Below are 13,194 nucleotides of genomic sequence, written 5' to 3'. Positions count from 1 at the left end.
TCGGTGAGCGGGACGGTCTGGAGGGGGTTGCGGGTGCCGTCGGGGCGTTCGCGGAGTTTGCCGGCGTCGATGTAGTCCTGGACGGAGGCGACGTGGAGGCGCAGGCCGTGCTTGTCGACGGTGCGGTCGCGGTAGTCGAGGACCTCGGGGAAGTTGTGGCCGGTGTCGACGTGCAGGAGCGTGAAGGGTATGGGTGCGGGAGCGAAGGCCTTCAGCGCGAGGTGCAGCATCAGGATCGAGTCCTTGCCGCCGGAGAACAGGATCACCGGCCGCTCGAACTCACCCGCGACCTCACGGAAGATGTGCACCGCCTCCGACTCCAACGAGTCCAGATGGCTCCGTACCAGGGCTGTCGGCGTCATCCGTGTAACCCGCATTCGGTCTTGCCGCGTCCGGCCCAGCGGCCGGCCCTGGCGTCCTCGCCCTCCTGCACCCGCCGGGTGCAGGGGGCACAGCCGACGGAGGCGTAACCGTCCGCCAGCAGCGGGTTGGTGAGGACGCCGTGCTCGGCGACGTACGCGTCCACGTCGGCCCGCGTCCACCGCGCGACGGGCGAGATCTTCACCTTCTTGCGGCCCCGGTCCCAGCCCACGACCGGCGTCGCCGCCCGGCCCGGGGAGTCCTCACGGCGCAGCCCCGTCACCCACGCGTCGTACGGAGCCAGCGCCTCCTGGAGCGGCTCGACCTTGCGCATCGCGCAGCACAGGTCGGGGTCACGGTCGTGCAGCTTCGGGCCGAACTCGGCGTCCTGTTCGGCCACCGTCCGGCGCGGGGTCAGCGTGACGACGTTGACGTCCATCACCGCCTCCACCGCGTCCCGCGTGCCGATGGTCTCCTCGAAGTGATAGCCGGTGTCCAGGAACACCACGTCCACCCCGGGCATGACCCGGGAGGCCAGATGCGCGACCACCGCGTCCTCCATCGAGGAGGTCACGCAGAAGCGCTTCCCGAAAGTGCCGGCGGCCCACCGCAGCACCTCGATCGCCGAGGAGTTCTCCAGTCTGCGGCCCGCTTCGACGGCCCACTGCTCAGATATGCGCATCATTGGCTTCCTTGGTGAATCCCCGGGTGAGGAGTCCGAGGAAAGAGAGCTTGAATGCGCGTATGCACGCCATGCATTCCCAAGCTCCGCGGCCGGTATCCGAAGGCCTCAGATCCTCGTCTCCGCAATATGGGCAGTGGAACGGTGCTACGCGCTCACTCACGGACCCTCCAAGTGGCTGCCGACCGCAGGGCCCGCCAGGCGATCCGGAAAAGTCCAGCGGCTGGTGCCGGAGTCTCGTCCCCGTCCCACCCTGTGCAGCGCCAGCAGATTAACGAGGCCGGTATACGCGGCGCTGACCTCGGGCTGATCGGGTGCCGGAGGCGCCGTTCCCGTGCCGCCACTCCGGTCCGGCGCTGCGTCAGTGCGCAGCAAGCCGCACATCAGACGTCGGTCAGCGGGCCCTGCGACAGTTCACAGGAAACATTTCGCAAAAGTTTTGACGGCGAATTCGGCGCCTGTTCCGGGACCGGGTCGCAGAAAAGGCGAAAGGGGTGCACGCAGAGATGCCGACGGGCAGACTCCGAAACAACACATTGGCACGGCGTACCGTGGTGGGACTCATGGCGCTGGGCATGGCCACCGGACTTCTGTCCGGCTCCGGACAGGCGGCGGACACCCCCGTCACCTCCACGTCCCGATTCGAGGCACGTGACGGCATCACCTACACCGCCACGAACCACCTGGTCCGCGCGGCGTCGGGCCCCGGCCGTGAATGGCTGCTCGCCTGGGCCGGCTCCGAGGACCCCGCGGCCCCCGACTTCCTCACCGTCATCGACGCGACCCCCGGATCCCGTTCGTACGGCAAGGTGGCCAACACGGTGACCACCGGACCGGGCACGGGCAACGAGCCGCACCACATGCAGTACGTCTGGCACAAGGGCGACCGGCTCTACGCCGGCGGCATCTACTCCGACACGACGTTCGTCTTCGACACCAAGGCTCTGCCGGAGCTGAAGCTGGTCGGGGTCAACACGCCGACGGACACTCCCTGCGGGACGCTGCCGGACGCCTACCAGGTACTGAAGGACGGCACCGCGTACGGCACCTACATGGGCGGCCCGAACGTCACCGGACCCTGTACCTACACCAACGGTGAGGTCAGGGAGGGCAACGGCGCCGGCGGATCGCCTGGCGAGATCGTGCACATAGGTGAGGACGGCCGCACGCTGGCCGAGATCCCCGCCGCCACCGAGGAGGGGGAGGACCCCAACCGGTGCGCCAACGTGCCCTCCCTGGAGAAGGCCACCTGCGCCAACCCGCACGGCATAGCCGTACGCGAGGACCTCGACCTCATGGTGGCGAGCGACTTCGCGGAGGCGAGGAGTGTCGCGGCCCCCGGTGCCACGGCCAAGTCGGCCACGGCGTCGGGCCCGACCGTGGCCCGGCAGACCGTGCGCGTCTTCGACATCAGCGACCGCTCCCGGCCGGAACTGCTCTCGGTCACCAAGGTGCCCGACGGCCCCCGCGCTCCGCTGGAGGCCTCGGCGACCTTCGCCGAGTCCCGTGTGGTCATGGAGACCGCACTGCCGAACAAGCCGGGTCACCGTGGGGCGTTCGTCTCCTCGATGGCCGGTGGCGCCGTCTTCTACACCCCGGACATCGCAGCCGCGAAGCCCGAGTGGAAGGAGGTGTTCGACGACACCACCGCCTACCGGTCCTTCCAGGAGGACGAGACGGTCACCGGCGGCGGCGACAACTCCAGCTGGCTCGCGGTGAGCCCGGACGACCGCTACCTCTTCCACACCGTGATGGGGCAGTCGACCCCGTACGGGAAGCCGCTCGACAAGACGACCGGCATGCTCTACGTCCTGGACATCCAGAAGCTGCTGCGGTCCGGCAACTCGGCCAGGTGCTCGGTGGACCAGCTCCACGAGGTCTCCCAGGGAGGCGACGAACGCGACTGCCCCGAGCTGGTCGACGTCATGCCGATCCGCGATGTCACCGACGGCGGTCCGCACTGGGGTGCCATGGACAACTTCGCCCGCGACGGGAAGGGGAAGTACCGCGAGACCGACCGGATCAGGCGGATCGCGACGTCCAACTACTTCATCGCCGGCACCTTCGGCGGCGGCGGTGACCACCGGGTCTGCCTGTTCGACCTGGACCGGAAGGGCAAGATCTCGCCCGACCGGTCGTTCCGCGACGAGGTGACCGGGAAGCCCTGTGTGAGCTTCGACAGGGAGTCGTGGCCGCACGGAGCCACCGGCAACAGCAGACCGCACGGGGTGCTGTTCGTGGTCAGCGATCGTGCCCTGCGGTGAGAGACACCTCCACCATGCCCGAGGTGACCGCGGCCGGAGCACCCCTCGGTCACCTCGGGCAGTCCCTCGTACCGGGCGGTGACCTGCTCCCCACCGCCCTCGTCCTGGCCCTCGGCCTCGGCGGCGGCCTGCTGATGATCCGCAGCGGGAGGATGCGGCGCCGCTCGGTCAGCGCCGGCTACTTCTGCCTGGTCCTCGCGGTGGCGGTGCTGGTGAGCCTCGCCCCCGCCCGGGGCCCGGAACCGGTGGCCGCACCCACCACGGGCACCCCGGTGCAGGCGGTCTTCCAGGCCGGCGGAGAGGCGGTGACGGTCACGGTCGTGCCGAATCGCCCCGGCACCAACCTGGTCTCCGTGGCGACGCCGAAGGCCTCCGCCGGGACCGATCGCGACCACCTCGTCGCCGGTGAGCGGCGGCCCGGAAGCACACGCACCTGGGTGACCGTGGAACTGGCCCCCGGCAGGAGCAGCCTCTGGGTCGAGGCCGGCGGAGTGGTGGGCGAGGTGAAACTGGACACCGGCCGGGGCGAGGCGGAGTCCCGCACCGGCCTGGCCGGGCCGGACGGCCCCGAGTGCGCCAGCGCCGTCGTGGGCGCCGCGGCGGCGTCGGCCGGGCAGCTTCCCGCCACCTGCCCGGCGGACCGCCTCTCCGGGCAGGACGCCTCGGCCCTCGGCTCCACGGTCCGCCATCTCAGGGAGCGCGGCGAGAAGACCCTGGCGCTCGCCGAGGACACCTCCCCGCGGGGCGCCCAGGCCGGCACGGTGGTGCGCTCCGAGGCCGCGAAGGCGGGTCTGCGGGTGGTCGGCCCCGAGGAGGGCCGGCACCCTCTGGTCATCGTCTCCGGCTGGTCCGGGGCGGACACGACGATCCGCCGGGTCACCGAAGGGACGATCGCGGCGCGCGGCACGTACCTGGCGCCCTGGCTGCTGACCGCCCCGGCCCTGAAACCGGCGGCCGGCCAGCTCATCGCCCTGCGGTACTCCCCGCGTGACCCGATGCCCATGAGGTACGTGACGGCGCTGGCCGGACGCTACCCCGGAGAGCAGCCCACCGCGGCCGGATACGAGGAGTGGCAGCGGGCGCTGGGCGGTGTCCGGCAGGCCCCCGCGCAGCTCTACGCGGCGGCCGTGGCCTATCTCCCGGGCTCGGGAGCCGGGGGGACGGGACACCACGGAGCCGCCGGGACGAACTGGCTGCCCGACGGGATGATCACACCGGTCACCGGCCCCCTGGCCTAGCAGTGACGGCAGCGCACCACCCGCACCCCTCAGGGAGGGAACCGCATGACGACGCCACCCGCAGGCCGGCCGCAGCAGGCCGGGGCGCGCCACCACGGGCAATGGGCCCTCGGACACCGGGATCCGCTCAACCCCAACGAGCAGTTCAAGCAGGCCGAGGACCCGTTGCTCGTCCGCCGGCGCGTGGAGGAGGTCTACGCCCGGCAGGGGTTCGCCTCGATACCGCCCGACGATCTCAGAGGACGGCTGCGGTGGTGGGGGCTCTACACCCAGCGACGGCAGGGGATCGACGGGGGGCGCACGGCGGTGCTGGCCCCCGAGGAGCTCGACGACGAGTTCTTCATGCTCCGCGTCCGGGTCGACGGGGGCAGGCTCGACCTCGCGCAGTTGCGTACGATCGCGGACCTCTCGACACGGTACGGCCGTGACACGGCCGACATCACCGACCGGCAGAACATCCAGCTGCACTGGGTGCGGATCGAGGACGTACCCGAGATCTGGCGCCGGCTGGAAGCGGTCGGGCTGTCCACCACCGAGGCCTGTGGGGACTGTCCGCGTGTGATCGTGGGCAGTCCCGTCGCGGGGGTGTCCCAGGACGAGATCGTGGACGCCACCCCCGCGGTCCGGGAGATCGTCGACCGCTTCGTGGGCGACCCCGAACTCTCCAACCTGCCGAGGAAGTTCAAGACGACCGTGGGCTGGCTGCCGGACGGGCCCTACGAGACCAACGACCTCGCCTTCCTCGGAGCCGTGCACCCCGTGCACGGCCCGGGTTTCGACGTCCGGGTCGGAGGCGGTCTGTCCACCGCGCCACGGCTGGCCGAGCGGCTGGGCGTCTGGGTGCCGCTGGAGGAGGTGCCGGAGGTCTGGCTCGCCGTCGTCCGGCTGTTCCGCGACCACGGGTACCGGCGGCTGCGGAACCGGGCCCGGCTGAAGTTCCTCGTGAGCGACTGGGGTGTGGAGCGGTTCCGGCGGGTCCTGGAGGAGGAGTTCCTGGGACGGCCCCTGCTCGACGGCCCGGCGCCCGTCCTGCCGCCCGGACCCATCGACCACATCGGTGTGCACCCGCAGAAGGACGGGCGCCACTACGTAGGAGTGGCTCCTCTGGCGGGCAGGGTGTCCGGCACCTGCCTGGCGGCACTGGCCGACATCGCGGAGCTGCACGGATCCGGCCGGATACGCCTCACGCCGTACCAGAAGCTCCTGGTGCTCGACGTGGCCGACCCGGAGCCGCTCGTGCGCGACCTGCGTGCCGTGGGCCTCGAGGCCGAGCCCTCGTCATGGCGCCGCTCGACCATGGCCTGTACGGGCATCGAGTACTGCAAGCTCGCCATCGTCGAGACGAAGGGCCGCGCCGCGCAGCTGGTGCGGGAGCTGGAGGAGCGCCTTCCCGAGACCAAGACGGAGATCAGCGTCAACCTGAACGGCTGCCCGAACGCCTGCGCCCGTACGCAGGTCGCGGACATCGGGCTCAAGGGGCAGCTGGTCGCGGGTCCCGACGGCCACCAGGTGGAGGGGTTCCAGGTGCACCTCGGCGGAGGGCTCGCACTCGCCGAGAACGGCAGCCCCGGCTTCGGGAGGAAACTGCGTGGGCTGAAGACGACGGCGGCCGAACTCCCCGTCTACGTCGAGACGTTGACCCGGCGCTACCTCGCGGGGCGTGCGGACGTCACCGAGACCTTCGCACAGTGGGCGGCCCGTGCCGACGAGGACGAGCTGAGGCCCTGAGCGCGTCCGGGGCAGGGGTGACCAGAGGCGCGGCGCCGGGGTGTACGGACCGGACCGGGGCGCCGCCCGGCCCCTGCACGCACGGCGCGGCCGGACCGGGGGTGCGCCCGGTCCGGCCGCGCACCGCTCAGCCGGCGGCCCGGTGCGAGGTCCGGGGCGCGGTGGGCAGCGGGGCCTGCGCCGCTCGCGTCACATCCCCGACCAGTTCCACCACGTCGGGGCCGTACGCCTGGGAGTTGACGACCTTCAGCAGCAGGACGAACGAACCACCCCGGTGCTTGCGCTGCAGCTTCTCGTGGTTGCGCACGAGGTAGCGCGAGGCCGCCTGATTGGTGATGGCCCGCTGCCCGCACAACAGGAAGACCGGACGCGCCTCCTGACTGCCCGTCAGGCGCGCCAGCAGTACGTACTCGCTGACGCCCGCCTCCAGCCGGTAGCGCTCCGAACCCACCTGGAACGCGGCGCGGTCGGGGCCGGGTTCCGGGGTGACGTTGATCTTCACGCCGGGCAGCAGGGACTGGAGGTGCGCGGCCATCCGCCGGTTGGAGCCGGGTCCTCCCACACAGAACTCCGTACGCTCCCCGAAGCCCTGCTGCGCGGTGTCGTGGGAGACGATCTGGGCGTGCGCCGAGCAGTCCTTGATGAGGGCCGAGAGTTCCAGCAGGGCGAAGACGTCGTGGCGGTGAACGGCGCCGTCGCCCCCCGCCTCGCGATTGACGACGAGCAGGCACTCGGAGTTCCCCGGCAGGCCGAAGAAGGCCTGCTTGCGCCGGAGTTTGCGCCGCCACAGATACGTGCGGGCGAGCCAGCCGAGGGCGGCGCTGATCCCGGCGGCTATGAGGCCGAGCACGATGTTGCGCACGTCGTCATTCATGAGCGGGCATATTAGCGGTCCGCCGGGACACACGGCCGAGGCGGTCCTGACGATCCGTGTGGTGCGGCGTTACCCTGCGCGGACGATCCTTGCTTGGAGGTACGGATGCGTCGTTCCGTAGGCCGGAATGTGTCGATCCTCAGCGTCGTCGCCGTCATCGGCTCGCTCGCCGCAGCAGCCCCCGCCTCACCGGCGCCACCCCCGAAGGTCCCCAAATCGCCCGTGGCGGTGGGTTATGGGGGAGCCGTGTCGAGTGTCGACGCCGACGCGTCGGCGGCCGGCATCGAGGTGCTCCGCCAGGGAGGCAACGCCGTCGACGCCGCCGTGGCGACCGCAGCGGCGCTGGGTGTCACCGAGCCCTACTCGGCGGGCATCGGCGGTGGCGGGTACTTCGTCCACTACGACGCCCGAACGCGGACCGTGCGCACCATCGACGGCCGTGAGACCGCCCCGCGCAGCGCCGACTCTTCACTCTTCCTGGAGAACGGGCAGCCCGTGCCCTTCAGCGACGCCATGACCAGCGGTCTCGGTGTCGGGACCCCCGGCACGCCCGCCACCTGGGAGAAGGCGCTCGACGCCTGGGGCAGCAAGCCCCTTCGCCGCCTGCTCGAACCCGCCGAGCGTCTGGCCCGCGACGGCTTCGTCGTGGACGACACCTTCCGCTCCCAGACCGCCTCCAACCAGGCGCGCTTCGCCGACTTCCCCGCGAGCGCGGAACTCTTCCTGCCGGGCGGGCAACTGCCGGTGACTGGCTCCGTCTTCAAGAACCCCGATCTCGCCCGTACGTACAGGACGCTGGGCCGTGAGGGCGTGGACGCGCTGTACCAGGGTGAACTGGCCAGGGACATCGTCTCCACGGTCCGCAATCCCCCCGTGGACCCGGCGGCCACCCGGGTGGTGCGCCCCGGTGATCTGACGGTCGCGGACCTGAAGGCGTACCGCGCGCTCGGCCAGGCGCCGACCAAGGTCTCCTACCGGGGCCTCGACGTGTACGGCATCGCGCCGTCCTCGTCCGGGGGCACGAGCGTGGGGGAAGCCCTCAACATCCTCGAATCCACGGACCTTTCGAAGGCGAGCGAGACGCGCTACCTGCACCGGCTGATCGAGGCGAGCCGGATCGCCTTCGCGGACCGCGGCCGCTGGGTGGGCGACCCGGCGTTCGAGGACGTGCCGACGCGGGAACTGCTCAGCCAGCGCTTCGCCGACTCGCGCGAGTGCCTCATCAAGGACGACGCCGTCCTCACGAGCCCGCTCGCTCCGGGGGACCCGCGTGATCCCGCGCGTTGCGCGTCCGGCGGCAAGGCCGCGCCGACGACGTACGAGGGCGAGAACACCACGCATCTGACGACCGCCGACAAGTGGGGCAACGTCGTCGCCTACACGCTGACGATCGAGTCGACCGGCGGCAGCGGCATCACCGTGCCGGGCCGTGGCTTCCTGCTCAACAACGAGCTGACCGACTTCTCCTTCGCGCCCGCCTCTCCGGCGGTCCACGACCCGAACCTGCCCGGGCCCGGCAAGCGCCCGCGCTCCTCCATCTCGCCGACCGTCGTGCTGGAGCACGGAAAGCCCGTGCTGGCCCTCGGCTCACCCGGCGGTGCCACGATCATCACCACCGTCCTGCAGTCCCTGACCGGACACCTGGACCGGGGACTGCCCCTCGTCGACGCGATCGCCGCGCCGCGGGCCAGCCAGCGCAACTCCGCCACGACCGAGATCGAGCCCGGGCTCTGGAACAGTCCGGTCCGCGCGGAGCTGGAGGCGCTCGGACACGTGTTCAAGGCGAACCCGGAGATCGGCGCGGCCACGGGCGTCCAGCGGCTGCCCGACGGGCGCTGGCTCGCCGCCGCCGAAAAGGTGCGGCGCGGCGGGGGCTCGGCGATGGTGGTCCGACCGAGCGGCCGTCCGTGACGGCTCGCCGCATGCCAGGGCCTCGGGGCCGGCAGGACGCGCTCGCGTCCCGCCGGCCCCGAGGCCGTGCGGCGGCCGGGGCCCCTGGCCCTGTCGGCAAGGGAGGGCCCGCCAGGGTCCTCCGCGTCCAGCGAAAGGGCATCCCCCCACGGTGCGTACGCGAATGCTCGCCCTCGCCACAGCCTCAGGAGCCGCAGTGCTCGCCGCCGCGGCCCTTCCCGCCACGGCGAACCCCTCGTCGGGCAGAGCCCCAGGGGAAGGCGCCGTGGGCGCCGCCGAACTGCTGGCGAAGGTGAGGACCTGCGACCGGATCTCCCACGGCCTGTACCGGACGGACCAGGGCCGGCCGGCGAAGATCCCGGTGTGCGGGACGAAGGAGGCCGTCTTCTGGGAGGCGGACATGGACATCGACTGCGACGGGAGGACCACCGCGGTCTGCAACACCAGGACGGACCCCTCCTTCCTGCCCGGCACGGCGTTCCTGACGTCGGCCGGCGAACCGCTGGACTCCGGCGCACTGCCGTACGTCGTGGTGCCGGGCCCAGGGCCGCTCTGGAAGTACGCCGAGTCCGGGATCAAGGGGGGAGGCGTCGCCGCCGTGGTCTACGACGGCAAGGTCCAGTACGCCGTGGTGGGGGACACCGGCCCCGCCGGGATCATCGGGGAGGCGTCGTACGCCACGGCCCGGGCGCTCGGGATCGATCCCGACCCCAGGAGCGGCGGCACGGCGTCCGGAGTCACGTACATCCTGTTCCGTGGATCAGAGGTCTCGCCCATCGAGGACCACCGGGTGGCCGTCGAGAAGGGTGAGGCCCTGGCCCGGAAGTTCGTCGCGGGGGAGTGACGGTCCACCCCGGGCGCGACCCGCGGGAGAGCCGCTCAGGGCGCGGTCAGGATCCGGGGCCCGGCGTCCGTGATGGCGACCGTGTGCTCCGCGTGGGCCGCGCGGCTGCCGTCACTCGCGCGCAGCGTCCAGCCGTCGGGGTCCGCGTGGAACTCGTCGGTGCCGCCCCCGATCAGCATCGGCTCGATGGCCAGCACCATCCCGTGCCGCAACGGCATGCCGCGGCCGGGGCGTCCCTCGTTCGGTACGGACGGGTCCTCGTGCATCTTCCTGCCGATGCCGTGCCCGCCGAACCCGTCCGGGATGCCGTAGCCGGCGCCCCGGCACACCGTGCCGATGGCGTGCGCGATGTCGCCGATGCGGTTGCCGACGACCGCGGCCGCGATGCCCGCCTCCAGTGCGGCGAACGCCGTGTCGACCAGCCGGACGTCCTCCGGCCGCGGCCGGCCGACCACGAAGCTGATGGCCGAGTCACCCGCCCAGCCGTTCAGGGTCGCTCCGGCGTCGACACTCACCAGGTCCCCGTCGCGGAGCCGGTAGCCGGTGGGGATGCCGTGCACGATGGCGTCGTTGACGGACGTGCAGATCACCGCCGGGAAGGGGGTGGGGGCGAAGTGCGGCCGGTAGTGGAGGAAGGGCGAGCCGGCGCCCGCCGCGCGCAGGACCTCGCGAGCGGCCTCGTCGAGTTCGTGCAGGGACGCGCCGACCACGGCGGCCTTCCGGGCGGCGGCGAGCACGTGTGCGACGACCCGGCCGGTCTCACGCATCGCCTCGATCGATGAATCTGTCTTGAGCTGAACCATGCCAATTACTATACCGGTCCGACCGGTATTAGAATGACGGCATGGTTCGAAACCCTTTGACTCCGGAAGAGCGCCGCCGCGGCGAGCGGCTCGGCGAACTGCTGCGTGAGGCGCGAGGCGGACGCAGCATGGTCTCGGTCGCCGCGAGCGCGGGGATCTCGGCAGAGACGCTCCGCAAGATCGAGACGGGGCGGGCACCCACCCCCGCGTTCTTCACGGTGGCGGCCCTCGCGGGAGCCCTCGGGATGTCGATGGACGAACTGCTCACCCGCTGCGTGGCGCTGCCGGCGCCGGACGAGCTGCCGCTCCTGGCGTAGCGGCAACGCGTCCGGGGCGGGACTGCCGTATCCGGGAGGCTGCCGTCTCGGAGAGGTCTGCCGCGCCTGGCGCCGGACTGTCGTTCCCGGAACCTGCCGGAGTAGGGTCGCGCCCGTGACCCTCCAGGACTTCGCCCGCAGTGAGTACGTCAGCCTGACCACGTACCGGAAGGACGGCACGCCCGTCGCCACGCCCGTCTGGGCCGCGGCCGACGGCGGCGTGCTGTACATCTGGACGCGGTCCGACTCCTGGAAGGTCAAGCGGCTGCGTAACGACAGCAGGGTCCGCGTGACCGTCTGCGACGTCCGCGGCCGGATCGCCGAGGGTGCGCCGAGCGCCGAGGGCACGGCCCGGCTGCTCGACGGCGCGGGGACCGCCGCGGTGCGCAAGGTGCTCGCCCGCAAGTACACGTGGAAGTTCTGGCTCGTGGACTGGCCCGCCACGGTCGCCCGCCTCGGCAAGCGCCCGCACACCGGCATCGCCGTCACCTTCTAGAGGGGGCGCGCCGCTCCCCTCGCGCGCTCCGGACACACCGCGCCGGAAAAGAGCGCGTAGCCCGTCCGTAACACGCCTGCGGTCGAATGCCTGCGGACCGGAAGGAGTCCGGTCGGGCGGCCGGTGAGGGCGACGGTGACAGTGCAGCAGCATGCGGTGGAAGTAAGGGCGTTCGCACAGTACCTACAAGACCTGGCCGCGCTGCTCGACCCCGGGCAGGGCTGGTACGGAGTCTTCCGCGCGCGCGACCCCGAGGGCATGCGCGCCTGCTTCGACGGCACCGAGGTCCCGCCCTGGGACGTGGTGGAGTCGCTGCTCCAGGACCTCGCCACGGTGCGCGGCGGAGCGTACGCCGCGAGGGAATCCGTGCGGGCCGCCGGGCTGTGCGCCGCGTCGGTCGCCGCGTACGACGGTCGTCCGGGCGGGCGGCAGGCGCTCGTCGACCGGCTCGGTGTGATGCTCCGGGAGCAGGCGTACGCCGCGCAGCGGGTGCGGGCCGCCGGCGGAGCGGAGGCGGCCGGACCGGGCGGCGAGACGGACGCCCTGGCATGGGCGCGGGACGACCACGCCCGTGCCACTGCTCGCTGCGCGGAGCTCCGCAACCGGCTGGCCGCGGTGGAGCGCTCCGCGTCGGCGGACCGGTCCCGGGCGGAACCTGCGGACGGCGCGAGCCGCCCGGCGGCGGGTGAGGGCCCCGCCCCCGTTCCCCGGGGCCCGGTGGAGGGCGAGGCGGTTCCCGTGCCCGCCGCTGCTCCCGCGCCCAGGCGCAGGAAGGCGCGCGGGGCCCGCTTCGCCGGCCTGGACATCGAGGAGGAGGCCGAGTCGGCCGCGCTGCCGTCGGCCGCGCCTGTCCTGCCGTACCCCGCGCTCTCGGCCTCCGCCCCGCGCGGGGCCCGCTTCGGTGGGGCACCGGCCGAGGAGGGCCCTGCGCGGGCGTCCCGGACCGCGGGACCCGATCCGGCCGCACGCCAGGCCGCCGACGGTGCCGTGCAACTGCTCCTGCGGTTGCGTGCGGAGGGCCGCACCGGCGAGGCGCACGTCGTCCTCTGCGAGGCGGCGGCCTGGCCGCCCGACCGCCTACCGGTACTCGCCGGAGCTCTGCACGCGGCGGGCCTGGACGCCGACTGGGCCACCCTGCTCTGGGAGGTGTCCTCGCTGCCGCCCGCCGAACTCGCCGCGGCGGCCGCCTCGCTGACCGCCGCCGGCCGCCCCGACGACTGCGGCCAACTGCTGCGCCAGGGCGTGGCCCGACCCGCCGGCGAGATCGCCGACGCCGTGGTCGCCCTAGACCGGGCGGGTCTGGAATCCGAGGCGCGGGCGCTGCTGGGCGCCTTCGTCCGCGTACGGACCCCGCAGGACGCGGCCCGCATCGCCGAGGGCGGGCCCCGCCACCTCGTGCCACGGCTGCTCGCCGCCGCACGCGAGGTGTCGGCGGCGCGGGAATGGGACCTGGTGCACGCGCTGCGGGCGGCGGGCGTCGCGGCACCTTAGACCGGCCTGCCCCCGCCCGGCGCGGTGGACCGACCTGGCGCGGTGGGCTGCCCGGCGGTGTGACCGACCTGGCGCGGTGGACCGACCCGCCGGTGCCGTGTACCGCCCGTCCGGCGTGCGCGGCCGAGGCCGAACGCGTCCGGAAGCCGGAGCGCGGTCTGCCGCCTTGCGCGGGTCGTGGAGGCT

At 72.6% G+C, this 13,194-nt stretch carries 12 protein-coding genes; 8 read left to right on the top strand and 4 right to left on the bottom strand.

The window, feature by feature from the left end; translation table 11 throughout:
* Together ACFYQ6_RS24400 and ACFYQ6_RS24395 are read right to left on the bottom strand one after the other, a co-directional pair.
* Nucleotides 1–377 (bottom strand): phosphoadenosine phosphosulfate reductase family protein (locus tag ACFYQ6_RS24400; RefSeq protein WP_388764880.1); only part of this gene is annotated, 377 nt, incomplete at its 3' end.
* Nucleotides 359–1,045 carry a phosphoadenylyl-sulfate reductase gene (locus ACFYQ6_RS24395; RefSeq protein WP_361577303.1) on the bottom strand — a complete coding sequence of 229 codons (687 nt, stop codon included), beginning with the start codon at nt 1,043–1,045 and terminating at the stop codon, nt 359–361. The genes ACFYQ6_RS24400 and ACFYQ6_RS24395, both read right to left, overlap by 19 nt.
* 548 nt (nt 1,046–1,593) lie before the next feature.
* On the opposite strand from ACFYQ6_RS24395, the gene ACFYQ6_RS24390 reads away from it, so the two are divergent.
* The 3 genes from ACFYQ6_RS24390 to ACFYQ6_RS24380 are packed head-to-tail and all read left to right on the top strand — an operon-like array spanning nt 1,594 to nt 6,272.
* Nucleotides 1,594–3,306 (top strand): hypothetical protein, encoded by a 1,713-nt coding sequence (locus ACFYQ6_RS24390; RefSeq protein ID WP_388764876.1) that lies wholly within the window; start codon nt 1,594–1,596, stop codon nt 3,304–3,306.
* Complete coding sequence (locus ACFYQ6_RS24385; RefSeq protein ID WP_388764874.1) at nt 3,303–4,544, top strand: hypothetical protein; 1,242 nt, start codon at nt 3,303–3,305, stop codon at nt 4,542–4,544. The genes ACFYQ6_RS24390 and ACFYQ6_RS24385 overlap by 4 nt, the downstream gene beginning before the upstream one ends.
* Nucleotides 4,545–4,589: 45 nt before the next feature.
* Entirely contained in the window at nt 4,590–6,272 is a 1,683-nt protein-coding gene (locus ACFYQ6_RS24380; protein WP_361577312.1) for a nitrite/sulfite reductase, read from the top strand.
* A gap of 127 nt (nt 6,273–6,399) precedes the next feature.
* On the opposite strand, the gene ACFYQ6_RS24375 is transcribed toward ACFYQ6_RS24380, so the two are convergent.
* Nucleotides 6,400–7,146, bottom strand: a complete 747-nt coding sequence (locus ACFYQ6_RS24375) for a hypothetical protein (protein WP_361577315.1) — start codon at nt 7,144–7,146, stop codon at nt 6,400–6,402.
* 105 nt (nt 7,147–7,251) lie between these two features.
* Here ACFYQ6_RS24375 and ggt point away from each other — a divergent pair, with 105 nt between their 5' ends.
* Both ggt and ACFYQ6_RS24365 read left to right on the top strand, forming a co-directional pair.
* Complete coding sequence (ggt, locus tag ACFYQ6_RS24370; protein ID WP_361577318.1) at nt 7,252–9,057, top strand: gamma-glutamyltransferase; 1,806 nt, start codon at nt 7,252–7,254, stop codon at nt 9,055–9,057.
* Between the two features lie 163 nt (nt 9,058–9,220).
* Nucleotides 9,221–9,901: a glycoside hydrolase family 75 protein gene (locus ACFYQ6_RS24365; protein ID WP_361577941.1), complete on the top strand. Its 681-nt coding sequence runs from the start codon at nt 9,221–9,223 to the stop codon at nt 9,899–9,901.
* 35 nt (nt 9,902–9,936) lie between these two features.
* Here the strand turns inward: ACFYQ6_RS24365 and map are convergent, their stop codons facing one another.
* Nucleotides 9,937–10,704, bottom strand: a complete 768-nt coding sequence (gene map / locus ACFYQ6_RS24360) for a type I methionyl aminopeptidase (protein WP_361577321.1) — start codon at nt 10,702–10,704, stop codon at nt 9,937–9,939.
* 41 nt (nt 10,705–10,745) lie between these two features.
* Between map and ACFYQ6_RS24355 the strand changes: the two genes are divergently transcribed.
* The 3 genes from ACFYQ6_RS24355 to ACFYQ6_RS24345 all read left to right on the top strand — a co-directional run bounded on the left by ACFYQ6_RS24355 (nt 10,746) and on the right by ACFYQ6_RS24345 (nt 13,008).
* Complete coding sequence (locus ACFYQ6_RS24355) at nt 10,746–11,021, top strand: helix-turn-helix domain-containing protein (RefSeq protein ID WP_388764871.1); 276 nt, start codon at nt 10,746–10,748, stop codon at nt 11,019–11,021.
* Nucleotides 11,022–11,136: 115 nt separating this feature from the next.
* The gene (locus ACFYQ6_RS24350) at nt 11,137–11,517 is read left to right on the top strand and encodes a PPOX class F420-dependent oxidoreductase (RefSeq protein ID WP_361577326.1); all 381 of its coding nucleotides are present in this window, start codon (nt 11,137–11,139) and stop codon (nt 11,515–11,517) included.
* Between the two features lie 135 nt (nt 11,518–11,652).
* Entirely contained in the window at nt 11,653–13,008 is a 1,356-nt protein-coding gene (locus ACFYQ6_RS24345) for a hypothetical protein (RefSeq protein ID WP_361577329.1), read from the top strand.
* Nucleotides 13,009–13,194: the final 186 nt, after the last annotated feature.

The organism is Streptomyces sp. NPDC005494 (assembly GCF_042872025.1).
Lineage (GTDB): Bacteria > Actinomycetota > Actinomycetes > Streptomycetales > Streptomycetaceae > Streptomyces.
The sequence above is the reverse complement of the archived record's forward strand: the minus strand, read 5'-3'. Positions and strand labels throughout refer to the sequence as shown.

Coding starts and splice junctions, on each gene's coding strand:
- ACFYQ6_RS24395 (WP_361577303.1), bottom strand. CDS start 1,045: ATGATGCGCATATCTGAGCAGTGGGCCGTCGAAGCGGGCCGCAGACTG.
- ggt (WP_361577318.1), top strand. CDS start 7,252: ATGCGTCGTTCCGTAGGCCGGAATGTGTCGATCCTCAGCGTCGTCGCC.
- ACFYQ6_RS24355 (WP_388764871.1), top strand. CDS start 10,746: ATGGTTCGAAACCCTTTGACTCCGGAAGAGCGCCGCCGCGGCGAGCGG.
- ACFYQ6_RS24365 (WP_361577941.1), top strand. CDS start 9,221: ATGCTCGCCCTCGCCACAGCCTCAGGAGCCGCAGTGCTCGCCGCCGCG.
- map (WP_361577321.1), bottom strand. CDS start 10,704: ATGGTTCAGCTCAAGACAGATTCATCGATCGAGGCGATGCGTGAGACC.
- ACFYQ6_RS24375 (WP_361577315.1), bottom strand. CDS start 7,146: ATGAATGACGACGTGCGCAACATCGTGCTCGGCCTCATAGCCGCCGGG.
- ACFYQ6_RS24380 (WP_361577312.1), top strand. CDS start 4,590: ATGACGACGCCACCCGCAGGCCGGCCGCAGCAGGCCGGGGCGCGCCAC.